Below are 24,198 nucleotides of genomic sequence, written 5' to 3'. Positions count from 1 at the left end.
TGACAGCCGGTGATGCTCATGAGGACGTCTAAAACAAAAAGCCCCGGTTTCCCGGGGCTTTGTACGCATGATCGTCAGACAAATCAGACAAATGCGCCGTGGCAGTGCTTGACCTTCTTCCCCGAGCCGCAGGGGCACGGTGCGTTGCGCGAGAGGCCCACCAGTAGTTTGGGATCGAGCGGGGCCAGTGCGCCCTCGTCGGAATCATCGCCCACCGCATCATTCTCGCCCGTCACCGGGTCGATATGGGTGGTGGCAAGCTGCGCCGGGTCGATCGCCGGGGTCGGCTCGGGCGGACGCATCTGGATTTCGATATGACCCATCTGCGTGGTCACGAGTTCGCGGAGGTTCCCGAGCAGCGCCTGGAACAGCTCATAGGCTTCCTGCTTATATTCGGTCAGCGGATCGCGTTGGGCGATACCGCGCCAGCCCACGACCTTGGAAAGATGGTCGAGCATGACGAGATGCTCGCGCCAGAGCCCATCGATCGACTGCAGCAGGATGGACTTTTCCACCTGGCGCATCACCGGACCATACTTGTCCGACTTGCCCTCGATGACGGCGTCTGCCGCTTCGCGGATACGGGTCTCGACCACTTCGGCCTCGATGCCCTCTTCCTTGGCCCAATCGCCCACGGGTGCGGTGACGTTGAGATAGGTCTTGGCGGCGGCTTCGAGCTGTTCGGTCTTCCACTGTTCCGGGTAGGAACGCGGCGGAATGGCCTTGGTGACGATGTTGTCGATCACGTCGTGACGCATCTCGGCGATGGTCTCGCTGACGTCCTCTTCATCCATGAATTCGAGACGCTGCTCGAAGATCACCTTGCGCTGATCGTTCATCACGTCGTCGTATTTGAGGATGTTCTTGCGGATGTCGAAGTTGCGCGACTCCACCTTCCCCTGGGCGCGTTCGATAGCCTTGGTCACCCACGGATGGGTGATGCTCTCGCCCTGTTCGAGCCCAAGCTTGCCCAGCATGGAATCCATCGAATCCACCGGGAAGATGCGCATCAGGTCGTCCTGCAGCGACAGGTAGAATTTCGAGTGGCCGGGATCGCCCTGGCGACCGGAACGGCCACGCAGCTGGTTGTCGATACGGCGGCTTTCATGGCGTTCGGTGCCGATCACCATCAGGCCGCCGGCAGCCAGCGCCTTCTTCTTTTCTTCGGCAATGGTGGATTTGATCTCGGCGATCTTGGCATCGCGTGCCTCGCCTTCAAGCTCGCCGGCCTCGCGCTCGATGCGCATTTCGAGGTTGCCGCCGAGCTGAATGTCGGTACCACGACCGGCCATGTTGGTGGCGATGGTGATCGCGCCCGGCAGGCCCGCGTCTGCAACGATGAAGGCTTCCTGCTCGTGGTGGCGAGCGTTGAGCACGTTCATCTGCCCCACGTTCTTCTTGCGAAGAATTTCGGCCAGCATTTCCGATTTTTCGATCGAGGTCGTGCCCACGAGCACCGGCTGGCCGCGCTCCTGGCATTCCTTGATCAGGTCGGCGATGGCGTCGAATTTTTCGGCGGCCGTGCGGTAGATCGCATCGTCTTCGTCGATACGCTGCACCGGCAGATTGGTCGGAATGGTGACAACGCCGAGGCTATAGATATCGGCGAATTCTTCTGCTTCCGTCGCCGCCGTACCGGTCATGCCGGCAAGCTTTTCATAAAGGCGGAAATAGTTCTGGAAGGTAATGGAAGCCAGCGTCTGGTTTTCCGACTGGATCTTGACGCCTTCCTTGGCTTCCAGCGCCTGGTGCAGGCCCTCGGAATAGCGACGGCCCGGCATCATGCGACCGGAGAATTCGTCGATGATCACCACCTCGCCGCCTTCGGGCGTATCGCGGGTGATGTAGTCCTTGTCCTTGCGGAAGAGCTTGTGGGCGCGCAGCGCCGAATTGGCGTGGTGCACCAGCGCGACGTTTTCCACATCATACATGGACGAGCTCTTGAGGAGCCCTTCCTGCGCCAGCGCCGCTTCGAGCTTTTCGACGCCCTGATCGGTAAAGGTCGCCGAGCGATGCTTTTCGTCGAGCTCGAAATCGCCCTCGCCGATGATCGGCATCAGCGCATTGATCTTGATGTAGAGTTCGGACCGGTCTTCGCTGGGGCCGGAAATGATCAGCGGCGTGCGCGCTTCGTCGACAAGGATGGAGTCCACTTCGTCGACGATGGCAAAGGAGTGGCCGCGCTGCACCATCTGGGCGCGCGTATATTTCATGTTGTCGCGGAGGTAATCGAAGCCGAATTCGTTGTTCGTGCCGTAGGTGATGTCGGCAGCGTAGTTTTCGCGGCGCTGCTGGTCGGTCAGGCCATGCACGATAATGCCGGTGGAAAGCCCGAGGAAATTGTAGATCTGCCCCATCCAGCCGGCGTCGCGGCGGGCGAGGTAGTCGTTGACGGTCACCACGTGCACGCCCTTGCCGGCGAGCGCATTGAGATAGACGGCGAGCGTTGCAACCAGCGTCTTGCCTTCACCAGTCCGCATTTCGGCAATGGCGCGATCGTTGAGCACCATGCCGCCGATGAGCTGCACGTCGAAGTGGCGCATGCCGAGAACGCGCTTGGAGGCTTCACGCACAGTTGCGAAGGCGGGCACGATCAGGTCGTCGATCTTGGCGCCCTGTTCGAGCTGGGCCTTGAATTCGACGGTGCGGGCTTTCAGCTCGTCGTCGGTGAGCTTGGCCAGTTCCGGCTCCAGCGCATTGATCGCGGCGACCTTGCCCTGGTAGCGCTTGACCTGCCGATCCGACGGCGATCCGAAAATCCGCCGGGCGAGCGCAGCTAGAGCCATTCGTGTCATCCTTTAAATTCAGTGGCGTGGCGAAAGGGGCGGGCGGCTGCTCCGGAGCGCTTTCAGGAAAAGTGGCGACCACCCGTCCGGCTTGAAAACGCTGGGAACTAAGACCCAGACTATGCTCTGGTTCAGCGAACCAGTGAAATGATCTGGGGGCGCCTACGGCCCATCTCGCCTCGTCACAACTCTGGGAGGCCTTTTTGGCTCCCCGTGTGGATTGATCCGTGGAGGACAAGGGCCCGTACGGCAACCATGCTCCACGCTTTGAAAAAGCGGCTGAGATGTAAGAGTGAGGGGGTGTCTTGTCAATGTTGGCGAAATGGGCGACACCTCAGGCGCACGGCGGACGCGGCCTTCCCAAGGGCCCACCGAAACCTGCCTGAAACCGGCACAATTTGGCCCCCTTGTTGTGTGAGGCACGGCACTTTATCGGGCCCGCCGCCCCGTTTGATCATGCCCGGCCCTCCCGGACCGGCCAAGGAGATCCAGGACGTTCATGATGAAGCTTTCCTCGCGCCTGTTGCGCACCATCTGTCTCGCCGCGCTTCTCGGTGCCGCGCCCACTATCGGCAGCTTCGCTCAGGAAGCGCCGGCCCCGGAAGCTGCAGCACCGGCCGCGATTGCGCCTGAAACCGTCGTCGCAACCGTCGGCGGCGAAAACATCACCGAAGCCGATCTCAGCTTTGCCGCTGAAGACCTGGCCCAGGACCTCGCCCAGATGCCCGCCGAAGAGCGCCGCGCTTTCCTCCTGCGTGTCCTCATCGACATGAAGGTGATGGCTGGTGCCGCCAAGACCGCCGGCATGGACAAGACCGAGCTTTTCGCCCAGCGTCTTGCCTATCTTGAAGAGCGCGCCCTGCGCCGCGCTTATTTCGCCGACGCCATTGCCGGCCAGGTGACTGAAGAAGCCATCCGCGCCGACTACGACAAGTTCGTCGCCGAATTCCAGCCGGCAGAAGAAGTCCACGCCCGCCACATCCTGGTCGAGACCAAGGAAGAGGCAGACGCGATCAAGGCCGAGCTCGATGCTGGCGGCGATTTCGCCACCATTGCCCAGGAAAAGTCGATCGATCCGGGTTCAGGCGCCAATGGCGGCGACCTCGGCTTCTTCGCCCAGGGCATGATGGTCCCCGAATTTGAAACCGCCGCTTTTGCGCTGGCCAATCCGGGCGATGTTTCCGCGCCCGTGCAGTCCCAGTTCGGCTGGCACATCATCAAGCTCGAAGAAAAGCGCCAGTCCGCTCCGCCGGCCTTCGAACAGGTCGCCCCGCAGATCCAGCAGCAGGTGCTGATGCGCGTCTTCAACGAAAAGGTCGAGGAACTGATGGCTGGCGTCACCATCGACGTCACCGATCCCGAGCTGAAGGCCGCCATGGACGCCCAGGACGCCGCCCAGGCAACCCCGGCCGAAGGCGAAGCTGCACAGCAGTAATTTTTGGTTTTTTGAATTTTGGGCCACCCGGTTTCGATCGGGTGGCCTTTTTGTTTGGGGGTACGGTTTTTGCCAACACCCCCTCCCACCCTCCCCCATCAAGTGGGAGGTGCCGGGCTGGTGTGTTTGGCTCGCGTCATGCCCCAAACTCGACGCAACGCCTCCCCCTTAATGGGGGAGGATGGGAGGGGGTGGAGCCGCAAGAACCGGGCTCTACTCCTTACGCTGATACCCCGCGCACCCCATGAGCAGCCCATCGACAACCGCCTCGATGGAGTCCATCGCCTCCGCTACACGGCCGAGCAATAATTGGTGCCAAGCGAAAGACACGACCATGTCGACAAGCAGCGTGCCGTCGACGGCCTCATCCACCTCGCCCCGCGCCTTGGCGCGCGTCACCATTTGCAGCACCACGGCCTTGCGCTCTACCTGATAGGTATAGAGCGACGCCGCCGCATCGCGATCATTCTGGGCTTCAGCGATGATCGCCCGGTAGACCGTGCCGCAAAGACTATCCTTCCAGAAACCCAGCAGGTGGTTTTCGAGAAGGGCAATGAGGTCGCTGCGCAAAGCGCCGGTATCCGGGAAAGTACGCGTATTCTTGAAGCGCTTGTAGACATCGAGCATCAGCGCGGTGCGATTGGGCCACCAGCGATAGATCGTCGGCTTGCCGGCCCGCGCGCGACGCGCCACCGCCTCGATGGAAAAGCCGCCAATGCCGCTTTCCTTCAGCACGGCCTCGGCCGCATCGAGAATGGCTTCCTGGCTCGCCGGATTGCGCCGCGCGCCGATCGAGCGGCGGGCGCTGTCGTCTGTGTCTTCAGTGCTCGTTTCCATGCCCTCTATATGGGTCAAAAAAATCCCGAAGAAAAGACTTGAACGAAACGGCTCGTTTCGATACATAACGAAACGTACCGTTTCATTAGAGGTTCACATGCCCTTTTCCGCCCGTGCCCGTATGGCCTTCCTCATGACCTTCGCGGTCTACCCCGTCGTCGTTGTCTACGCCTCGATCATCGGCGCTCTCACCCCCGGTTGGGAGTTCTGGCAGCGCAGCCTGATCCTTGTGCCGTTCATGGCCTCGACCATCGTCTTCTTCATTGTCCCCTTCATCACCACCCGCTTCGGCGCCTTCATCGCCGGCAAGAAGAAGGCCGTCGCCTGATCCACATCTGACGGCCGGAGGAAGACCCGTGATCCCCGCGCAAGCGGGGATTTCCTTTTCTACGCGGGCTTTTGGCCTCCTGACCCGCCATTCGCGCATAGCGCTCATGGCCTTCTCGCCTCAAATCATGCCACCGGCATGATTTCCCCTCCGGGACAGTTCGAAGCCTTGCGTCCGTCACACTCTTCGGGCACATCGAAGCACCCTCTGTCCGTTGAAGGTTCTTCTGTCATGGCTGCCCACCCGGTTTCCCCGCTCGCCCCGAAATCCTATCCGGACCTGCCGGCTATCGATGGCGTGCGCTATGCCACGGCCGAAGCCGGCATCAAGTACAAGAACCGTACCGACGTGCTGCTCATGGCCTTTGACGAAGGCACCACTGCTGCCGGCGTTCTGACCCGCTCGAAATGCTCGTCCGCCGCCGTCGACTGGTGCCGTGCCAATCTGCCGGGCGGAAAAGCCCGCGGCCTCGTCGTCAATTCAGGCAATGCCAATGCCTTTACCGGCGCCAAGGGCAAGGAAAGCGTTGAGCTGACCGCCGACTACGCCGCCAAGGCGCTCGGCTGCGAGACCCACGAAATCTTCCTCGCCTCGACCGGCGTCATCGGCGAACCCCTGCCGGCCAGCAAGTTCGCCGGCGTCCTCGACGAAGCCGCGACCCGCCTTGCCGAAACGCCCTGGATCGAGCCGGCCAAGGCAATCATGACCACCGATACCTTCCCCAAACTGGCGGGCGCGGTGCTTGAATTCGACGATATCGAAGTCAGGATCAACGGCATCGCCAAGGGTTCGGGCATGATCGCTCCCGACATGGCCACCATGCTCTCCTTCGTCGTCACCGACATGCCCATCGCGGCCGATGTGCTCCAGGCCCTCCTCAGCCAGCACGTGCAGAAGAGCTTTAATTCCATCACCGTCGACAGCGACACGTCGACATCCGACACGCTCCTCGCCTTTGCCACCGGCAAGGCTAAGGTCGAGCCGATCACGAGCCTCTCTGACCCCCGCGCGCAGTTCTTCGGCGAAGCCCTGTTCGACGTGCTGTTCGAACTCGCCATCCTCACCGTCCGCGACGGCGAAGGCGCCACCAAGCAGGTTGCCGTCAATGTCGAAGGCGCCACCTCTGACGCCTCGGCCTTCCGCATCGCCAAGGCCATTGCCGACTCGCCGCTGGTAAAAACCGCCATTGCCGGCGAAGATGCCAATTGGGGCCGCGTCGTCATGGCCGTAGGCAAGGCCGGCGAACCCGCCGACCGCGACCGCCTCGCCATTCGCTTCGGTGACCTGCTGGTCGCCGAAAACGGCGAACGCGCCAAGGTCTACGACGAAGCCGCCACCTCGGCCTATATGAAGGGCGAAGAGCTGGAAGTGACCGTCTCCCTCGGCCTCGGCGAGGGCTCGGCCACGGTCTACACCTGCGACCTCACCCACGGCTACATCACCATCAACGGCGACTATCGGAGCTGATTTTCAGCGACTACTGGAGCTGAGGGCGAACCCCTCCTCCACCCACCGTGTCATTCCCGCGAAAGCGGGAATCCCTGTTTGAGTGCCAGTAACGGAGATCCCCGCTTTCGCGGGGATGACACCGAGCAAAGCAATGACATCATGACCCAATCCATCCTGCCAGACGTCGAAACCTTTGAACGCGCCGGCCTCGAAGCCTGGCCCGGCATCGAAGTCAAATGGGATGGCAATTGGGTCCGACGCGCCGCCGGCGGCTATACCAAGCGCGCCAATTCGGCCCAGTGCTTTGATCCCAATGACGACGCCGAGGTCGAAGACCGCATCATCGGCGCCAGCTCCTGGCTGGTCGTGCGCGGCGTCAAGCCGGTGTTCCGTGTCACCCCCCTTTCGGCCCCCGCGCTCAACGAAGCGCTCGATGATGCCGGCTGGGACGAGATCGACCGGTCCCATCTCTTCGCCATGCCGCTCGAAGCGCAGGAGCCGGATGCACAGGGCAAACTCCTGCCTCTCCTCGACCCGGCCTTCCTCGCCGCCCAGCAAAAGCTGCAGGGCCATGACGACGCCATGATGGTTCGCATGAAAGCACTTCTTGCCGTCATGGCCGTACCGGCCACCGGCATCGTGGTCGAGCGCGATGGCGAGGTTGTCGCCTCGGGCCTGATGGCCATTTCCAACGGCATCGTGATCACCGGCAACGTCATCACCGATCCCAACCGCCGGCGCCAGGGCCTTGCCGGGGCCATGATGCGCACGGGTCTCAACTGGGCGCACCAGAAGGGCGCAACAATCGCCGCCCTCAATGTCCAGGCCGACAACCCTGCTGCCCAGGCCCTCTATTCCGGCCTCGGCTACCAGCACCAATACGACTATTCCTACCGCATTCCCGGGGCGCCCAAGTGAGCGAACAAAAGCCGATCCTGCTCGTCGTCGCCTGTGCGCTCATCGACACCGACCGCCGCGTGCTCATCGCCCAGCGCCCCGAGGGCAAGCACATGGCCAATATGTGGGAATTTCCCGGCGGTAAGATCGAGCCCGGCGAAACCCCGGAAGCCGCAATCATTCGCGAACTGCGCGAAGAGCTTGACGTCGAGACCAAGGAAGCCTGCCTCGCCCCGCTCTCTTTCGCCAGCCACACCTATGAGCACATGCACCTGCTGATGCCGCTCTATGTCTGCCGGCGCTGGCAGGGCACGCCCGTGGCCAAAGAACACCAGGCGCTCAAATGGGTCCGCCCGCAGGCCCTGCGCGACTACGAGATGCCGCCCGCCGACGAGCCGTTGATCGCTGCACTGTGTGATCTGCTTTAGGGCGCCCTCACACCAAACACCCAACAGTCGCCGTCATTGCCGGGCTTGTCCCGGCAATCCATCTTGCTAAGGCATGGACCACCGGGACAAGCCCGGTGGTGACGCCCACGAAGACGGTGAGACCTAGTTCGGCCCGACGATCTTGTACTTCGCCCCAACCCTCACCGGATCGCCCGGATAGAGATTATTGAGGATGAAGAACAGGTCGCGCCCGCCCGGAATATTGGCCATCTGCGCGGCAAGCTTGTCCGCGGTATCACCAGCCTTGGCGGTGATGACACGCATCGAGAGCTTGCGGATCTGGTTGAGTTCGGCGGCATCCGCGCGCTTGAAGCTCTTTATCGTCGCATCTGCGCCCTGCGCGAAGCGCTGGCTGTCGGCCTTGGCCGCAAAGATGAAGCGATAGACCGCGCCATCGAGCCGCATGACCGCGACACGGAAGAACCACTGGTCCGTCTGCGCCAGGCCCGAGGCCATCTCGATGCCATTGTAATTGTGCGAGGTGACCGTCTCGGCCTTGAGCCCGGCGATCCAGCCCGATTTGAGATAATCGGTCAGCGCCATATTGGCCTGCACATCGGCGCTGTCGAAGCGCACGGCCTCGCCATCGCCGGCCACACCCACCACGGCGCTCTGCGCCGTCTGCAGCGCATACCCCTGCGGCACGGTGAAGGTGAATTTCGAGCCCGAATGAATATAGCGATTGCCGACGATGGAGCCCTGGGAGGGACTGTCGCCAAAGGCCATGCCCGAAACCGCAGCCATATAGCCATCGCGGTCGGTCTCGCCGACGCTGGCGCTGCCAAACATCTGCCGTGCCGTATCCGCGGCCTTCTGGATGCGGGCCGGGGTCGATGGGTGCGAGGAAAGGAAACCGTCGTCACCCGCCTGATCGCCAGCCGAGAAGGCGGCAAACCGGCTCATGACGCCGAGGAAGCGCGCTGCCGCCTGCGGATCAAAACCCGCCTTGCCGGCAAACTTGATGCCTTCGCGGTCCGCTTCCAGCTCCTGGCTCTGCCCGAAGGCGGCCAGCGATTCGCGGGTGCGGTTGGCGGTCGCGTCCGTCGATGTATCGCCGCCGAAAATGCCGGTGATAACCCGGTCGACAATCTGCGTCGTCCGCGTCTTGTCGGTGCGGGCGCGCGCATGGCGCAGCGTCACGTGGGCGATTTCGTGCGCCAGCACCGCCGCCAGTTCGCTGGTATCCGAGGCGAGGGCGAGAATGCCGCGCGTCACATAGATATAGCCGCCCGGCAGGGCAAAGGCATTGACCTCTGATGTATCGAGAATCGTTACCTGGAACTGCGCATTGGGCTGGTTGGCCGCTGCGAGCAGGCGCCCGACAATGCGCGCCACCATGATTTCAGCCTCGCGGTCGGAATAGACCCCGCCATAGGCTGCAATGATGCGCGGGTGCTCACGCCGACCGATGACCACGTCATCGGGCTCGGTGCCTTCCGGCACGACGATAGGCGCGGGCGTATCTCCGGTGCGGCTAACCGCCACCGACGACCCGGTTAAAGACGAACAAGCCCCCAGCGCCAGAAGCGACAGGGTCAGGGCGCCGAGGCGCATAGTTCTTTTGGACAGAGAAAGCGCCGTCATCGCGTCGCCAATACCTCAATCTGTTCGGGATGGGTTACTTCGATGCGTGGACCATCCCGATCGTCCACCCATCCACGAATACGCACCAATGCCCCCTCAAGCACCAATGGGTCTAGTCCAGCGGTCTCGAAGAGCCGCAAGGCCGGCCCTTCGATTACGGCGGTGAAGTCTTCTTTCCAGAACCGGCCAAAATTGAGGAAAATGCGGGAGCCACTGCGGTCGGCGAGGAGTACCCTGCCTTCCACCAGTTCATAATGTCCCACACGATCCAGCAATTCGCCCGGTCGGTCCGCCGCACGCACGCTGTAATAGGGATTGGCCCAAATGCCAAGCCGCTCTGCGCGGGCGCGCGCTTCAGCCGCAAAAAGTGGTTCGAGGCATTGCCGGTTATCGGGGAAAGAATAGACCCGCGCCAGCCCGGCGCTCACCATGAAAAGCTGTGTCCAGACTTCGCCGGCATCGGTCTCGACGAAGACATGCGCCAGCACCCGCTCGTGCCGGTCGATTTCTTCCCCACCAAAGCCGAGGCGAACAGTCTTGTTGAGGACGAGATCGGCCAGCGCCTTTTGCGCCTCGGGCGCCAGCGGCCATGTCTCGAAATCTTCGCGTCCCAGCGGCAATTTTGGCGCCTGCGTGCCGATCATGCGCACCTTGCGACCGTCATTGAGAACGACGGTATCGCCGTCCGTCACCTCGACCACGACCCCGCCCGGAGCCATGACCAAGCCCTCACAGGCCAGCGTGGTGCTGGCGAGCAAGGCAAAGGCGGCCGTCGATATCAGCGTAGTCCCGCGCAAGAATCTGTCCCGCAACACTTCATTCACCATAGGGACGATTAAGGCAAAAAAGCATTACCAGAACCTGACGGAGCGCGATCACAGGCAAGAGAGATTGCCAATTTGATCGCGGACGGCCAAGTTGAAGGCCTCAAGGAGAGCGGCAATGAGCAAGACGGGTACAATCCGCACGGGCACCGCAGGCTGGGTTTTCGAGCCCTGGCGCGGCACATTCTTTCCCACCGGCCTCGTCCAGAAAAAAGAGCTCAACTACGCCAGTCGCCACCTGACCAGCATCGAGATCAACGCCACCTTCCGCGGCAACCAGAAGCCGGAAAGCTTCGCCAAATGGGCCGGCGAAACGCCCGAAGGTTTTCAGTTCTCGATCAAGGGTCCGCAGCTCGTCACCCATATCAAGCGCCTCAAGAACTGCGAGGACGCGCTGGCCGGCTTCTTTGCCTCGGGTCCATTGGCCCTTGGCGATCGCCTTGGCCCCTTCATCTGGCAGTTGCCGCCCAATCTGAGTTTTGATGCCGCGAGCTTTTCTGCGTTCCTCGCCCAGCTCCCGCGCGACACCGACGCTTACCTTACGCTCGCCAGCAAGGCAGATGGCGCCAAGGCCCCGCCATATCTCGAAGCCAATGGCAACAAGGTCTTCCGGCATGCCGTGGAAATGCGCCACGAGAGCTTTGACAAGCCCGAAGTCGACGCGCTCCTCCGGGAGCACAATATCGCCCGCGTGATCGCCGACACGGCAGAGAACCCGCGCTTCGATCTCACCGCCGATTTCGCCTATTGCCGCCTGCAGGGCCCTGCCCGCCCTGCTGCCAATGGTTACGAAGATTCGGACATGTCCGAGCTCGCCAAAACCTTGTCCGGTTGGCGCGATACTGGCGTCGACACCTATGCCTATTTCGTCCACGAGGACAAATTGCATGCCCCGGCCAATGCTATGGCGCTCGCCGCCAAACTCGGCATCAAACCCGCGGCCTGATCACGACAACGTGCCCCGCTGGCTTTTACCACAAAGCGGAGCTAAGCCCCTGCCCATTCAAGCGTCACTCGAGAATTTCCATGGCCATTGCGTCCCGCCGCCCCCTCGACAAGCTCGCCGCCGGCGCGGCCTTCCTCCTCGGCTTTGCCACCATCGCGGCGGCGCTCGGCAGCCAATATATCGGCGGGCTTTACCCCTGCGAACTCTGCCTTGAACAGCGCATGGCTTACTACTGGGGCCTGCCGCTCCTGGCTCTGATCCTCGTTCTCTGGAACCGCCTGCCCCTTCCGGTCTGGTATCTGGGCATGTTCATCGTCACCGGCATTTTCGCCTGGAGCACCTATATGGGCTCCTACCACGCTGGCGTTGAATGGGGTTTCTGGCCCGGCCCCACCGCCTGCACCGGCGTCGGCGACAGTTTCAGCTTCGACCAGCTCAACAGCATGACCCCCGTCATCGGCTGCGACGTCGTGCAGTTCCGCTTCCTCGGCATTTCGCTGGCGGGATATAATGCACTGATTTCGCTGGCCATTGTCGCTCTGCTGATGGCTGCGATCGTGTATCAGGCAAAGCGGAAGCGCTGATCGGAACTAGTTCGCCAAAATGTCTGTGTGATCCCGAGAGTCGTTCAGAACATGGACGACTTCGATCAGCCCTTCAGTCGCGAGATAGTAGATCGAGTAGCCTCGAAAGGGACATCGCCTTATTGGCTGCGAGTAACCTTCCACGATTGGATGACGCCCCGGAAACTCGGCTAGGCGATAACACTGCGCGAGAACTTCCCGCACGAAATTGGCTGCGTTTGGCGGACTATCGAGGCCGATATAGTCCGCGATGCTTTCAAGGTCATATTCCGCGCTGGTGGCGATTCTGACCTTGTCACTCATGAGCGCTTTGCCATCGCTTCATATTTCTCGATGAGGCGCTGAGCCACCTCTTCCAGCGGCTTGGTTCGCCCTGCCTCAATATCGGCAAGCCCACGCTCCAGTGCGTCCCGCAGCCGCGCCTCGCGCTCCTGCACCAGCCGAACGCCTTCGCGCAAAACTTCGCTTTTGGAATTATACCGTCCATTCTCGACGAGATCGTTCACGACCTTTTCGAGCACTTCGCCAAGTTCCGCACTGATCGCCATGGCTCAATCTCCATCATTGGCTCTCGCCAATAATAGTTATTAAGCCACCGATCGGCAAGGATTACGGCTCCAGCTCGATGTCCCAATAGAGATAATCGAGCCAGCTCTTGTGCAGATGGTTCGGCGGAAAGGCCCTGCCGTTATTGTGCAAATCATGCACCGTCGGCGCGAACGGCGCCTGATGTGGGAACATCTTGATCTCGCTCGGCATCCGGTTCGCCTTGCGCAGATTGCATGGCGCGCAGGCCGCGACAACATTTTCCCAGGTCGTCAAGCCGCCCTTCGAGCGCGGAATGACGTGATCAAACGTCAGATCATCGCGCGAACCGCAATATTGGCATTGGAAGCGATCGCGCAGGAAAACGTTGAAGCGGGTAAAGGCGGGATGCCGCGCCGGCTTCACGTAATCCTTGAGCGAAACCACGCTCGGCAGCCGCATTTCGAAGCTGGGCGAATGGATCACCGTGTCGTAGAGCGAAACGATGTTCACGCGTTCAAGGAACACCGCTTTGATCGCGTCCTGCCACGACCACAACGATAAGGGATAATAGCTGAGCGGCCGGAAATCGGCGTTCAACACAAGAGCGGGACAGGCCTCAGGCGACACATGGATGGTCACGAGAGTCTCCCGAAGCGGGAATCTGTTAAGTCCATAGCCCCTTTATAGTAAGCCCTTTGTGTCAGGGCTGTGAAGCGGGGATGAAGGACTTATTTCGCTGCGACACGCCCGATAAAATCGGCAGCAAAACCGAGCCCATCCGGGGCAATTCTATGCCCCACGCCGCGGCTCACATGATAGCTGACATCAAAGCCCGCCTCATCGAGCAAAGTATTCGCTTCGCTCGAAAGATTGGGATCGACCACATCGTCGAGATCGCCATGCACAAGGCAGATCGGCGGCTTTGCCAGCGCCTCGCCACCAAATCCCTCGGGCGGCAAAAACGCACCGGAAAAACCGATAACGCCCATGAGCTTTTCGGGCAGCCCCGTGCCCACATGCAGCGCCATCATGGCGCCCTGGCTGAACCCGGCGAGGATCGTCCGCTCCGGCAAAATCCCGGTCTGCGCCCAGAGGTCGCGCAAAAATCCTTCGAGCACCGGTCGCGCCTCGATGACACCCGTCTGCCGGCTCGCCAGCCGATCGCCGGTCCAGTCTATCGGAAACCACTGAAACCCGCCCATTTCCGTACCGACCGGCGCATTGGGCGACACGAACAGCGCGCCGGGAAGGAGGTGCCGCCAATGCGGCGCGAGCCCAATGAGATCATTGCCGTCGCTGCCATAGCCATGGAGCAGAACCACCGCAGCATCGGGCTCCTGCCCATTGGCTGGCGGCATCATCGGCCCCGAAAGCTTGATCACAGCAAAATCCCTTCCTTGTCGCGCAGAATGGCGAAATAGCGCCAGAACAGCAGCGCTGCGGCCGACCGATGCGGCGACCAGCTCTCTGCAAGGCCGATCATCTCCTTGATCGTCGGACGCTCGTCAAGGCCAAGCCCGTGATGCGCGGCTTTCAGCAAAGCCAGGTCCCCGGCCGGGAAAATATCGGGGTGCGCCGCACAGAACAGCAGATAGACCTCGGCCGTCCACGGCCCGATCCCCTTCAGCGCCACCAGTGCCTTGATCGCCTCCTCGGCCGGCAAGGCGTCAACCTCGGCAAAGTTGAGATCTCCCGCCTCAACCGCGTCGGCAATAGTCCTGACCGCCAAAAATTTCCCGCGCGAGAACCCGGCGCTCCGCACGGTCTCCTCATCGAGCAAGAGATAAGACTGAGGCTCCAGCGCCCCCGGCAGTTTTTCGAACCGCCCCCAGATTGCGGCGGCGCTTTGTACTGAAAGCTGCTGCCCGCAGATCACCTTGGCCATGCCGGCAAATCCCTTGGGATTGACCCTTGGCAACACCGCCCCCACGCGCTCCCGCATCGGCAGCAATTGCGGCACCATGGCAATCAGATGGTCGAGATGCACCGCAACCCCTTCAGCGGTATCGATCCGCGGTGACGCTCCGGGCGCAAAAGTGGTAGTCGGTAAAATCATGAAAGAACCAATTCTTCGTTTCGCCCCGAGCCCCAATGGGCGCCTGCATCTCGGCCACGCGCTTTCTGCACTCGTGACCTGGCAGGCCGCTGAAATTTTCGGCGGCACGGTGCTTTTGCGCATCGAAGACATCGACATCACGCGCTGTAAACCCGAATTTACCAAGAGTATTTTTGAGGACCTGAAATGGCTCGGCGTCTCCTGGCCCGAACCCGTTCTGATTCAGTCCACCCGCTTCGAGATTTATGCCGAGGCCGCCAATCGCCTGCGCCAGCGCGATCTCATCTATCCCTGCTTCTGCTCCCGGTCCGACATCGCATCCAAGGCCGAGGATACCGACCCCGACGGCGCCCCCATCTATCCCGGCACCTGCAAGCACCTCTCCAATGCCGAGCGCATCGAGCGGCTCGAACGCGGCGATCCCGTCCAGTTCCGGCTCCATACCGACCGCGCCATTGAAGAGGCCGGCGTGCTGACCTTCACCGTCATCGGCCCCACGCTGCGCGATCGCCCGCAAGTCCGCTACGCCCGCCCCCAGCGCTGGGGCGATGTGGTGCTGCAGCGCAAGGATATCGGCACCAGCTACCACCTCAGCGTCGTGGTCGACGATGCCGCCCAGAACGTGACGCACATCACCCGCGGCCGCGACATGGAGGCGGCAACCGACATCCACGTTCTCCTCCAAATGCTGCTGGGTTTTCCGACGCCCATCTACCACTTCCACCGCCTCCTCCTCGGCGACGACGGGCAGAAACTGGCCAAATCCAAAAACAGCAAAACCCTCGCCGATTTGCGCAGCGAGGGCTGGACTGCCGATAATGTGCGAAGGGCTGTGGGTTTCTAGGCCGCCAGCTTCTTCGCCCCCATCAACTCCTCCACCGTCGCGGCCACCGCCTCCTCGAACGGCGTCCCGAAATCCGCCCCCAAAATCCCATCAAGCCGTGGATCGACCAGTTCCATCTCGTTGAGCCACAGATACCGCATGCGATAGATATCGCGCATGATCGGGTTGAAAAGCCCCACCGCCCGGATCATCCACCACTGCAGCGGCGATACCGTAACCTTCTCCGGCAATGCCGTCTGAATCGCGCCCATCATCTGCCCATGCGACACCCAGTGCCCGGCAAAATGGAAGTTTTCAAATTTTCCGAGCGTGGCCCGCTTCTCCGCCAGCACGGTGAAGGCACGCGCAAGATCGGGCAGATAGGCCCAGCTATGGCGCAGGTTCAGCGCACCCATATTGTATAATTTGCCCCTAGCGATATCCATCATCATCGCCGCCTCGAACCATTCGCCACGATTGCCCGGCCCGAAGAAATCTCCGCCGCGCAAAATGATCGTCTGGAATTTCCCTGCCGCCGAAGCCTCGCGCAGCAGCGTCTCGAGCCGGATGCGGATTTCTCCGCGCGGCGCTTCGGCGCTCTGCCGGGTTGCCGGCGAAATCGTCCGATCCCCGGCCCGATAATTGTAGATCGTTCCCGGAAACAGCAGCGTCTTGCCGCTATTATCAAGCGCATCAATGACAACCTGCAATTGCTTTTCCGAGCGACCATTACCCCACTGGTGATAGGGCAGGTGCAGCGCATGCACGACCACATCGGCATCGGCAATCGCCGCCCGCACCACCGCGACATCATCGGCATCGCCAGCGACAAACGTCGTGCCGCTCACTGGCTTGCGGTTTGTCCGCCCCAGCCCCGTCACGCTCCAGCCCGCATCGCGGAAGGCTATCATCGCCGCATTGCCGATATGGCCGTTGCTGCCCAGAACCGTCACTTTACCCTTGGTCATTCTGCGTCTCCTTGACTTGCTGGAGACCAAAATGCCCGCTACAGATTTTTATAGCGATTGGCCAAATTTCGAGATTTGATATTCAATCATGAATAGAGAGCCTGACTGGTCCCTGTGGCGCAGCTTTGCCGGTGTCATCGAGCATGGCTCGCTTTCCGCCGCCGCCCGCGCCCTCAATTCGAGCCAGCCGACCATCGGCCGCCATATCGAGCTGCTTGAATCCCAGCTCGGCCTGCAGCTCTTCGAGCGCAGCCTTTCCGGCCTCAAGCCGAACAGCACGGCCCTAAAACTCTATGGCCCCATAGCGCAGGCGCAGACGGCGGTTGCCGAAGCCAATATGATGGCCGAGGGCGCCCAGGACGATACCGGCGGCACGGTTCGCATCACCGCCAGCGCCATGATCTCAAACTACGTGCTGCCCGAAATCCTCGTGCCGACCCGCGCCCTCCATCCGCGCATCGCGCTGGAAATCGTCCCCTCGGATTCAGCCGAAAACATCCTGATGCGCGAGGCCGATATCGCCATCCGCATGTTCCGCCCGACTCAGCTCGAACTGGTCACAAAACACCTCGGTGACATTGCCCTCGTCCCCGCCGCCCACGAACGCTACCTCGCCCGCCGCGGCCGGCCCACGACACTCGCCGAACTCTGGCAACACGATATGCTGGGGTTTGATCGTTCCAGCGCCATCGTCACCCACGCGCGAAAACTCGGCTTCTCGCTCAACCGTGAAAATTTCGTCATCCGCTCCGATGACCAGCCGCACCTCTGGGAATTGCTGCGCGCCGGGCTCGGCATCGGCTTTGCCCAGGCCAATCTCGTGCGCCGCACGCCGGGGCTGGTCGCGCTGCCCATCGACATTGCCATACCGCCTCTGCCGGTCTGGCTCACGACGCACAGGGAATTGTACACCTCCCACCGCATCCGCGCTGTTTATGATGCCTTGGCGGCGGGCCTTCTCGCCTATATTGAGAGCTGAACCGGCAAGGAGGCCAAACCCATGCAAACTCTTCTCAATATCGGCATCGCGCTGGCCCTGCTGTTTGTCATCGTCGTCCTCGGCATGGGCCTCTGGAACATGACCAAGGGCGGTTCGTCCAATACCAGCCAGCGCCTCATGCGCCTGCGCGTCATGGGCCAGGCCGTCGCCATCCTCTTGCTGATTGGCGCCCTGTTCTTCTTCGGCGGCGGCCGCGGCTAACTTGCCGCTTTCTCGTAACTTCGCTGATCCGCTTACGGGTGTGGGGAGATTCACGTCAGGGCGAGGCGAAAATGGCTATTTTTGAGAACCGGAGCGGAGCGTACATCAGTACGTGAGCACCGGAAGCGCAGAAAATGGCCGTTTGCAGCCCGACATCACGTGAATACCGGCGCACCAGAGGAGAAAAACCCTGTTCCTGCCCCTGCATGACGTCAATCCGCATCGCCATGTCAGATTTCCCTACGTCACCTATGGGTTGATCGCGCTCAATATTCTGGTCTTTGCCGTCCAGGCAGCGCTTCCGCCGGCCGCCTTTGATGAAGCGACGATCTATTTCGGCATGATCCCCATCGTCGTGCGCGATGTCTATCCCGCGCCCCTTCCCTGGCTGCCCGATTGGGCAACGTTGGTCACCTATGCCTTCCTCCACGCCGATTGGCTGCATCTTCTTTCGAACATGCTGTTCCTCTGGGTGTTTGGCGACAATATCGAAGACGCCATGGGGCATCTGCGCTTCCTCGTCTTCTATCTTCTTTGTGCCGTGCTCGCCGGCCTCGCCCATCTGCTCTTCAACCTCGATGGCAATGGCCCGCTGATCGGTGCCTCCGGCGCCGTGGCCGGCGTCATGGGCGCCTATATCCTTCTCTTCCCCCATGCCCGCGTCTTCGTCCTCGCGCGCATCGTCATCCCCATTCCCTTGCCGGTCCCCGCCTTCTGGATGCTGGGCTTCTGGGTCGCCACGCAGCTCTTCTATGTGGTCATAGGATCGCAGGAATCTGTCGCCTGGTGGGCCCATATCGGCGGCTTCGTTGCCGGCGTCGGGCTCGCCGCGGTCATGCGCCGCCGCGATGTCATGCTCTTTGGCGGCCGCTAGCGGGCGAAGAGAGTTTCTTTACCCTGACCTGCTAAGGTTCCTGCGTCTTGTAGTATTGCGTCAGGAAGACCACAAATGGACAGCGATCTCGCCTCGAGCCTCATGGTGGCCCGCACGGCCCAGACCCAGCAATCGGTCCAACTCGCCGTCTTCAAGAAGTCGCACGACATGCAGACCCAGCTTCTCGACATGCTGCTGCAGCCGGCCCAGGCAACCCTTCCGCCGGGCCAGGGCACGCAGGTCGACAAGACCGCCTGAGACCTCTCCGATGAGCAATGCCCTTGGGTCAAGCACATCGGTCATGATCAACCGCATCGCCACCCGCGAAGGCGCCTCCCCGAACACGCTCCTGGCGCAAGTCGCAAAAATGCGCGGCGAAATGGCGCTCACGCAAAACAAGGCAGAGCCCGAGGCCCTGCCTGCCATTGTGCGCAATCCCGTAAACGGGGCTGAAGTGGATATGCTGGTCTAGCCGCGCAGCCCGATCAGCGCTTCGACCACCGCCCTGCCATCCTTGCTGTGCCACTCCGCCGGCCCCTGCAGCACGGCGAGTTCGCACCCTTCCGGATCAAGCAGCAACGTCGCCGGCAGGCCCACGGCCACCGCTTCGCGCTTCAGCCGGTCAAACGCCGCAAACGTGTTGTCGGCATAAAGCGGCAGGTTCTCAAACTTGCCCTCGGCCAGAAATTCCTCGGCCTTGGCCAATCCGCCCTCGCCGATATCGAGATTGATCGGCACCACCTGGAACTTGTCCGAGTTGTATTCCGTCGCAATCGCATCGAGCGCCGGCATTTCCTCACGACAGGGCACGCACCAGCTCGCCCAGAAATTGACGAGAAGCGCCTTGCCCGAAAAATCGCCCAGCGTCATCTCGGTGCCGTCAGCGCTCTTGAACGCCAAATCCGCATAGCCGCGGCCTTCGCCGGTCCCATTCAGCGCCGCAAGTTCGCCTACCGCCGCCGCATCGACGATCTGCGCCTGCGCCGCCTGCACTGGGCAGGAGTTGGCCGAGGCGGCATTGCCGAGATAAACCCACGCCGCTATAGCTACGCCCAATCCGGCAACCCCCATCGCCGCATAAGGCTGCCAGCGCCGCGGTGCTACTGGCTTGGCTGCGTTGGTGTCCGACATGGGCTACTCCTGAAAGGCAAACGATGAGCAACAAGATGTGGGGTGGACGGTTTGCATCCGGCCCCGACGCCATCATGGAAGAAATCAACGCTTCGATCGGTTTCGACCAGCGCCTGTTCCGCCAGGATATTGCCGGATCAAAGGCCCATGCCACAATGCTCGCCGCAACGGGCATTCTGACGCAGACCGATCGCGACGCTATCCTTGCCGGTCTAGACGAGGTGCTGGCGGAAATCGAGAACGGCTCGTTCAAATTCTCGCGGGCTCTCGAAGACATCCATATGAATGTCGAATCGCGTCTGCGCGAAAAGATCGGCGATGCCGCCGGGCGCCTCCACACGGCGCGCTCGCGCAACGACCAGGTCGCGACCGATTTCAAGCTCTATGTCCGCGACACCATCGATCATCTGGTCGCCCAGATCCACACGCTGCAGCTGGCTCTGGTCAAGCGCGCCGAGGAAGAGGCCGAGACCATTCTTCCGGGCTTCACCCACCTGCAGAACGCCCAGCCGGTGACCTTCGGCCACCATCTCCTCGCCTATGTCGAAATGCTGGGCCGCGATGCCGGCCGCCTGACCGACGCCCGTCGTCGCCTCAACGAAAACCCGCTCGGCTCCGCCGCGCTGGCCGGCACCCCCTATCCCATCGACCGCGACATGACGGCCAATGCCCTCGGCTTTGACCGCCCCACCGCCAATTCGCTCGATGCCGTCGCCGATCGTGATTTCATTCTCGAGACCCTTGCCTCCGCCGCAATCTGCGCCATGCACCTGTCCCGCTTTGCCGAGGAAATGGTCATCTGGTCCTCGGCCCAGTTCGGCTTCATAAAACTTTCGGACAAGTTCACCACCGGCTCGTCCATCATGCCGCAAAAGCGCAATCCGGACGCCGCCGAACTGGTGCGTGCCAAGATTGGCCGCATCATGGGTTCGCTCAATTCCCTGCTCGTCGTCATGAAGGGCCTGCCGCTCGCCTATTCCAAGGACATGCAGGAAGATAAGGAAGTCGCCTTCGACGCCCTCGACGCGCTCTCCCTTTCGCTTGCCGCCATGACCGGCATGGTCTCGGACCTGCAGCCGAACCACGCCAAGATGCACGCCTCGGCCTCGGCTGGCTTTTCGACCGCCACCGACGTCGCCGACTGGCTGGTGCGCGAGCTGAACATCCCCTTCCGCGATGCCCACCACATCACCGGCCAGGTCGTCGCCCTCGCCGAGTCCAAGAATTGCGGTCTCGAAGGTCTGACCATCGAGGACTTCAAGACCATTGATGAGCGCATCGACTCCCGCATCCACAAGGTGCTCACCGTCGAAGCATCAGTCGCCGCCCGCAAATCCTATGGTGGCACCGCGCCGATCAACGTCCTCGCGCAAGCCGCCCGCTGGAAATCGGCCCTCACCGGCGAAGACCACGAGCCGCGCGCCCTCGCCAAGAAAAAGCATGGCGGACACGGCGACGGCGGGGTTGAGTAACACAGGCACTCGGCAGACAATGGCGACCTCAGGTTGAATTTTGAGGTCGCCACCATGCCCGCGTCCCGCATTCAAAGACTGACCACGGCGCATGTCGCGCACGTTCATCGCGACATTCCCGACCCCGGCCCAGTCCTGATCGAAGGCTATCGTCCCGCGACCGAAGCGGACTATGCCGCCGAGATCAACCGCATCATCGCCACGGCGCCGACGCCGGACGATGTCTGGGTTTTTGCCAGTGGCTCCCTGATATGGAACCCGGCCTACCAGTATGTCGAGCAGCGCGTCGGCGTAGCGCCGGGCTGGCGACGCTCCTTCACCCTTGGCTGGGACTATCGCTTTCGTGGCAGCGTCGATAAGCCGGGCCTGATGATGGCCATTGACCGGGGCGGCCAGTGTCGCGGCGTTGTCCACCGCCTGCCGCCCGAAACGCTGCGCGAGCAACTCGATACCCTCATCCATCGCGAAATGAGCATGGTTCCGACCGCCTTTCCCGCCCGGTGGATCAGCGTTCATACGCCGGAAGGGCGCGTTCACGCCCTGACCTTCCCGATGAACCGCAAGAGCAGCCGCTACATTGGCGGCCTAAGCCCCGAGGCAACCGCCGATGTTCTGGCCAGCGCCTGCGGCTTCCGGGGCTCCATGGCCGAATACCTGCGCGCCACGGTCGAGCAGCTCGAATCTCTGGGCATTCACGATACCTATCTCTGGAAGCTTCAGTCCCTCGTGGCCGACCGGATCGAGGCCGCGCATGGCGGCCATGGCCGAGACAGGGTTGAGTAGGCGACTGCACTCGGGCAATCTGAACGCCGAATCCTGAGCGTTCACCGCGTCATCCCCGCGAAAACGGGGCTCTCTTCACCGCCAGGGATTCTCGCTTTCGCGGGAATGACGCTGTGGGTCTTGGGAGAAGACGGAGGCCGAATGCCTAAAGACCAGCGACAAATGCGCCTCACCTCGCGCCATGTCGCCTATCTCCAGCCCGATACCGTAGTGGAAGCCCTGCCCCCGCCACCCGAGGGCATGAGCGAAGCAAGCGAAGCCGACCACCGCGACACCATCGCCAAATTCTTCGGTCCCGACGACCACGACGAGACCTGGGTTTTTGCCTATGGCTCGCTGATCTGGAAGCCGGCCTGCGACTATGTCGAAGTGCGCACCGGTCTCCTCCACGGCTGGCACCGCGCCTTCTGCCTTGGCTGGAACAACCGCTTTCGCGGTAGCGATGCCAATCCCGGCCTCATGCTCGCGCTCGATCGCGGCGGCGCCTGCAAGGGCGCTCTTTATCGCCTGCCGGCCGACAAGCGCGACGAGAACCTGATCAAACTGTTCGAGCGTGAAATGGGCTGGAAGCCCACCGCCTTCCCCCCGCGCATGGTCACGGTCCGCTCCGGCGACCGCACCATCCGCGCCCTCACCTTCTGTATCGACCGCAATTCCGGCCGCTACATTTCGGGCCTCTCGGAAAACCAGATCGCCGACGTCCTCGCCAAGGCTGTCGGCACCCGCGGCTCCATGGCCGAGTATCTGTTCTCGACCGTCGAACACCTCGAACAGATGGGCCTCCACGACGCCCATCTCTGGCGCCTCCAGAACCTTGTCGCCGAGCGCATCGAAGCCGTTTATGAGACGGATCGATAAGTCTCACTTTTGTTTTTTGGGCCTTTGGCTTACGACAGCCCCAAGTTCATCCACACACTCGGTTGTCATCCCGGCGCAGGCCGGGATCCACCCTGAGATGCAGCAAGATCCCATAGCTCAAGATGGCCCCCGGCCTGCGCCGGGGTGACGTTCTGAGCGGGGGATAAAAAGGGCAAAATGGTCCACCATTTCAACCACCGCGACGGCACCCTCTATGCCGAGGACGTCAACCTCAACGAGCTGGCTGAAAAGGTCGGCACGCCCTTTTACGTCTATTCTTCAGCGACCCTCCGCCGCCACGTCCGCGTCGTGCGCGACGCCTTTGAGGGCATCCCGACGCTGATGGCCTATGCCATGAAGGCCAATTCCAATCAGGCCGTGCTCACCCTGATGGCCCATGAAGGCTGCGGCGCCGACGTGGTCTCAGGCGGCGAACTCCAGCGTGCCCTCGCCGCCGGCATTCCCGCTGAAAAGATCGTCTTCTCGGGCGTCGCCAAAACCGTCGCCGAAATGCGCCAGGGCCTCACCGCCGGCATCAAGTGTTTCAACGTCGAGAGCGAGCCCGAACTCGAACGCCTCTCCATGATCGCGTCCGACATGGGCCTCACCGCCCGCGTCTCGGTCCGCATCAATCCCGATGTCGATGCGCGCACCCATGCCAAGATTTCGACGGGCAAGAGCGAAAACAAGTTCGGCATCTCCTATAAGCGCGCCCGCGAAGTCTATCGCCGCATCGCCGAGCTTCCGAACATCGTCGCCGTCGGCGTCGATATGCACATCGGCAGCCAGATCACCGATCTCGAACCTTTTGGGAACGCCTTCGGCCTCATGGCTGAACTGGTCAAAGCCCTGCGCGAAGACGGCCACGACATCCACCATGTCGATGTCGGCGGCGGCCTCGGCATTCCCTATCACCACGATCAGGAAGCCCCGCCGCATCCGGAAGCCTATGCGAGCGTTGTCCGCGACAAGATCGGCCAACTCGGCTGCACCCTCGTCATCGAGCCCGGCCGCCTCCTTGTCGGCAATGCCGGTATCCTCGTCACCAAGGTCGAATATGTGAAGGAAGGCTCGTCCAACTTCATCATCGTCGACGCGGCCATGAACGACCTGATCCGCCCAACGCTCTACGAAGCCCATCACGACGTCGAACTGGTCAACCAGTCCAACCTCCCGCCCATCACCGGCGACATCGTCGGCCCCGTCTGCGAAACCGGCGACTATCTTGCCAAGGGTCGCACGATTCCGGGCGTGAAAGAGGGCGACCTGCTCTCGATCATGAGTGCCGTTGCCTATGGCGACGTAATGGCCTCGACCTACAACTCGCGTCCACTCATCCCCGAAGTTATGGTCGACCCCGCCAGCTTGAACGTCAACCTCACGCG

At 61.9% G+C, this 24,198-nt stretch carries 29 protein-coding genes; 17 read left to right on the top strand and 12 right to left on the bottom strand.

Annotated features, from left to right (window positions below; translation table 11 throughout):
* Positions 1–83: 83 nt before the first annotated feature.
* On the bottom strand, positions 84–2,795 hold the full coding sequence (gene secA, locus ABW043_RS08965; RefSeq protein WP_502908628.1) for a preprotein translocase subunit SecA: 2,712 nt from the start codon (positions 2,793–2,795) through the stop codon (positions 84–86).
* A 490-nt stretch (positions 2,796–3,285) separates the two neighbouring features.
* Here secA and ABW043_RS08960 point away from each other — a divergent pair, with 490 nt between their 5' ends.
* Positions 3,286–4,221, top strand: coding sequence for a peptidylprolyl isomerase (locus ABW043_RS08960; RefSeq protein WP_353920871.1), 936 nt, complete (start codon positions 3,286–3,288; stop codon positions 4,219–4,221).
* Positions 4,222–4,434: 213 nt separating this feature from the next.
* Here the strand turns inward: ABW043_RS08960 and ABW043_RS08955 are convergent, their stop codons facing one another.
* Positions 4,435–5,058, bottom strand: a complete 624-nt coding sequence (locus ABW043_RS08955) for a TetR/AcrR family transcriptional regulator (RefSeq protein WP_353920870.1) — start codon at positions 5,056–5,058, stop codon at positions 4,435–4,437.
* Between the two features lie 97 nt (positions 5,059–5,155).
* Here ABW043_RS08955 and ABW043_RS08950 point away from each other — a divergent pair, with 97 nt between their 5' ends.
* The 4 genes from ABW043_RS08950 (at position 5,156) to mutT (ending at position 8,160) form a co-directional block, all read left to right on the top strand.
* Positions 5,156–5,386, top strand: a complete 231-nt coding sequence (locus ABW043_RS08950) for a hypothetical protein (protein ID WP_291420779.1) — start codon at positions 5,156–5,158, stop codon at positions 5,384–5,386.
* Positions 5,387–5,617: 231 nt separating this feature from the next.
* Positions 5,618–6,853, top strand: coding sequence for a bifunctional glutamate N-acetyltransferase/amino-acid acetyltransferase ArgJ (argJ, locus tag ABW043_RS08945; protein WP_353920869.1), 1,236 nt, complete (start codon positions 5,618–5,620; stop codon positions 6,851–6,853).
* A 141-nt stretch (positions 6,854–6,994) separates the two neighbouring features.
* Positions 6,995–7,753 carry a GNAT family N-acetyltransferase gene (locus ABW043_RS08940; protein ID WP_353920868.1) on the top strand — a complete coding sequence of 253 codons (759 nt, stop codon included), beginning with the start codon at positions 6,995–6,997 and terminating at the stop codon, positions 7,751–7,753.
* Positions 7,750–8,160 (top strand): 8-oxo-dGTP diphosphatase MutT, encoded by a 411-nt coding sequence (mutT, locus tag ABW043_RS08935; RefSeq protein WP_353920867.1) that lies wholly within the window; start codon positions 7,750–7,752, stop codon positions 8,158–8,160. Before ABW043_RS08940 ends, mutT begins: the two co-directional genes overlap by 4 nt.
* 123 nt (positions 8,161–8,283) lie before the next feature.
* On the opposite strand, the gene ABW043_RS08930 is transcribed toward mutT, so the two are convergent.
* Complete coding sequence (locus ABW043_RS08930; RefSeq protein ID WP_353920866.1) at positions 8,284–9,765, bottom strand: M48 family metalloprotease; 1,482 nt, start codon at positions 9,763–9,765, stop codon at positions 8,284–8,286.
* Positions 9,762–10,562, bottom strand: a complete 801-nt coding sequence (locus ABW043_RS08925) for a thermonuclease family protein (RefSeq protein WP_353920865.1) — start codon at positions 10,560–10,562, stop codon at positions 9,762–9,764. The genes ABW043_RS08930 and ABW043_RS08925 overlap by 4 nt, the downstream gene beginning before the upstream one ends.
* A 145-nt stretch (positions 10,563–10,707) precedes the next feature.
* Between ABW043_RS08925 and ABW043_RS08920 the strand changes: the two genes are divergently transcribed.
* Together ABW043_RS08920 and ABW043_RS08915 are read left to right on the top strand one after the other, a co-directional pair.
* Positions 10,708–11,535, top strand: coding sequence for a DUF72 domain-containing protein (locus ABW043_RS08920; protein WP_353920864.1), 828 nt, complete (start codon positions 10,708–10,710; stop codon positions 11,533–11,535).
* A gap of 80 nt (positions 11,536–11,615) precedes the next feature.
* Positions 11,616–12,119 (top strand): disulfide bond formation protein B, encoded by a 504-nt coding sequence (locus tag ABW043_RS08915; protein WP_353920863.1) that lies wholly within the window; start codon positions 11,616–11,618, stop codon positions 12,117–12,119.
* 6 nt (positions 12,120–12,125) lie between these two features.
* Here ABW043_RS08915 and ABW043_RS08910 read toward each other — a convergent pair whose 3' ends face one another.
* The 5 genes from ABW043_RS08910 to ABW043_RS08890 form a co-directional block, all read right to left on the bottom strand.
* Entirely contained in the window at positions 12,126–12,422 is a 297-nt protein-coding gene (locus ABW043_RS08910; RefSeq protein WP_353920862.1) for a type II toxin-antitoxin system RelE/ParE family toxin, read from the bottom strand.
* Entirely contained in the window at positions 12,419–12,667 is a 249-nt protein-coding gene (locus tag ABW043_RS08905; RefSeq protein WP_353920861.1) for a type II toxin-antitoxin system ParD family antitoxin, read from the bottom strand. The genes ABW043_RS08910 and ABW043_RS08905 overlap by 4 nt, the downstream gene beginning before the upstream one ends.
* 61 nt (positions 12,668–12,728) lie before the next feature.
* The gene (locus ABW043_RS08900) at positions 12,729–13,286 is read right to left on the bottom strand and encodes an HNH endonuclease (protein ID WP_353920860.1); all 558 of its coding nucleotides are present in this window, start codon (positions 13,284–13,286) and stop codon (positions 12,729–12,731) included.
* 89 nt (positions 13,287–13,375) lie between these two features.
* The gene (locus tag ABW043_RS08895; RefSeq protein ID WP_353920859.1) at positions 13,376–14,029 is read right to left on the bottom strand and encodes an alpha/beta hydrolase; all 654 of its coding nucleotides are present in this window, start codon (positions 14,027–14,029) and stop codon (positions 13,376–13,378) included.
* Positions 14,026–14,703 (bottom strand): DNA-3-methyladenine glycosylase family protein, encoded by a 678-nt coding sequence (locus ABW043_RS08890; RefSeq protein WP_353920858.1) that lies wholly within the window; start codon positions 14,701–14,703, stop codon positions 14,026–14,028. Before ABW043_RS08890 ends, ABW043_RS08895 begins: the two co-directional genes overlap by 4 nt.
* Between ABW043_RS08890 and gluQRS the strand changes: the two genes are divergently transcribed.
* Positions 14,702–15,547 (top strand): tRNA glutamyl-Q(34) synthetase GluQRS, encoded by an 846-nt coding sequence (gene gluQRS / locus ABW043_RS08885; RefSeq protein ID WP_353920857.1) that lies wholly within the window; start codon positions 14,702–14,704, stop codon positions 15,545–15,547. The two genes, ABW043_RS08890 and gluQRS, sit on opposite strands and share 2 nt — an antisense overlap.
* Here gluQRS and ABW043_RS08880 read toward each other — a convergent pair.
* Complete coding sequence (locus ABW043_RS08880; protein WP_353920856.1) at positions 15,544–16,494, bottom strand: NAD-dependent epimerase/dehydratase family protein; 951 nt, start codon at positions 16,492–16,494, stop codon at positions 15,544–15,546. The two genes, gluQRS and ABW043_RS08880, sit on opposite strands and share 4 nt — an antisense overlap.
* A gap of 88 nt (positions 16,495–16,582) precedes the next feature.
* Here ABW043_RS08880 and ABW043_RS08875 point away from each other — a divergent pair, with 88 nt between their 5' ends.
* Positions 16,583–17,473, top strand: a complete 891-nt coding sequence (locus ABW043_RS08875; protein WP_353920855.1) for a LysR family transcriptional regulator — start codon at positions 16,583–16,585, stop codon at positions 17,471–17,473.
* A gap of 21 nt (positions 17,474–17,494) precedes the next feature.
* A complete protein-coding gene (locus ABW043_RS08870; RefSeq protein WP_353920854.1) occupies positions 17,495–17,695 on the top strand; it encodes a twin transmembrane helix small protein in 201 nt (66 codons plus the stop codon).
* A gap of 55 nt (positions 17,696–17,750) precedes the next feature.
* On the opposite strand, the gene ABW043_RS08865 is transcribed toward ABW043_RS08870, so the two are convergent.
* Complete coding sequence (locus ABW043_RS08865) at positions 17,751–17,924, bottom strand: hypothetical protein (RefSeq protein WP_353920853.1); 174 nt, start codon at positions 17,922–17,924, stop codon at positions 17,751–17,753.
* Between the two features lie 27 nt (positions 17,925–17,951).
* On the opposite strand from ABW043_RS08865, the gene ABW043_RS08860 reads away from it, so the two are divergent.
* From ABW043_RS08860 to ABW043_RS08850, 3 genes are all read left to right on the top strand, one after another.
* Complete coding sequence (locus tag ABW043_RS08860; RefSeq protein ID WP_353920852.1) at positions 17,952–18,569, top strand: rhomboid family intramembrane serine protease; 618 nt, start codon at positions 17,952–17,954, stop codon at positions 18,567–18,569.
* 75 nt (positions 18,570–18,644) lie between these two features.
* Positions 18,645–18,827: a putative motility protein gene (locus ABW043_RS08855; protein WP_353920851.1), complete on the top strand. Its 183-nt coding sequence runs from the start codon at positions 18,645–18,647 to the stop codon at positions 18,825–18,827.
* Positions 18,828–18,837: 10 nt separating this feature from the next.
* Complete coding sequence (locus tag ABW043_RS08850; protein WP_353920850.1) at positions 18,838–19,041, top strand: hypothetical protein; 204 nt, start codon at positions 18,838–18,840, stop codon at positions 19,039–19,041.
* Here the strand turns inward: ABW043_RS08850 and ABW043_RS08845 are convergent.
* The gene (locus ABW043_RS08845) at positions 19,038–19,700 is read right to left on the bottom strand and encodes a TlpA disulfide reductase family protein (RefSeq protein WP_353920849.1); all 663 of its coding nucleotides are present in this window, start codon (positions 19,698–19,700) and stop codon (positions 19,038–19,040) included. The genes ABW043_RS08850 and ABW043_RS08845 overlap by 4 nt on opposite strands.
* Before the next feature lie 23 nt (positions 19,701–19,723).
* Here ABW043_RS08845 and argH point away from each other — a divergent pair, with 23 nt between their 5' ends.
* The 4 genes from argH to lysA all read left to right on the top strand — a co-directional run.
* Complete coding sequence (gene argH, locus ABW043_RS08840) at positions 19,724–21,172, top strand: argininosuccinate lyase (protein WP_353920848.1); 1,449 nt, start codon at positions 19,724–19,726, stop codon at positions 21,170–21,172.
* A 54-nt stretch (positions 21,173–21,226) separates the two neighbouring features.
* Positions 21,227–21,955 carry a gamma-glutamylcyclotransferase gene (locus tag ABW043_RS08835; protein WP_353920847.1) on the top strand — a complete coding sequence of 243 codons (729 nt, stop codon included), beginning with the start codon at positions 21,227–21,229 and terminating at the stop codon, positions 21,953–21,955.
* Between the two features lie 141 nt (positions 21,956–22,096).
* On the top strand, positions 22,097–22,813 hold the full coding sequence (locus tag ABW043_RS08830) for a gamma-glutamylcyclotransferase (protein WP_353920846.1): 717 nt from the start codon (positions 22,097–22,099) through the stop codon (positions 22,811–22,813).
* Positions 22,814–22,990: 177 nt separating this feature from the next.
* A partial coding sequence (gene lysA, locus ABW043_RS08825; RefSeq protein WP_353920845.1) for a diaminopimelate decarboxylase occupies positions 22,991–24,198 on the top strand: 1,208 nt, incomplete at its 3' end.

It is taken from the genome of Devosia sp., assembly GCF_040509215.1.
Lineage (GTDB): Bacteria > Pseudomonadota > Alphaproteobacteria > Rhizobiales > Devosiaceae > Devosia.
This window is presented reverse-complemented; position numbering and strand designations above follow the sequence as displayed.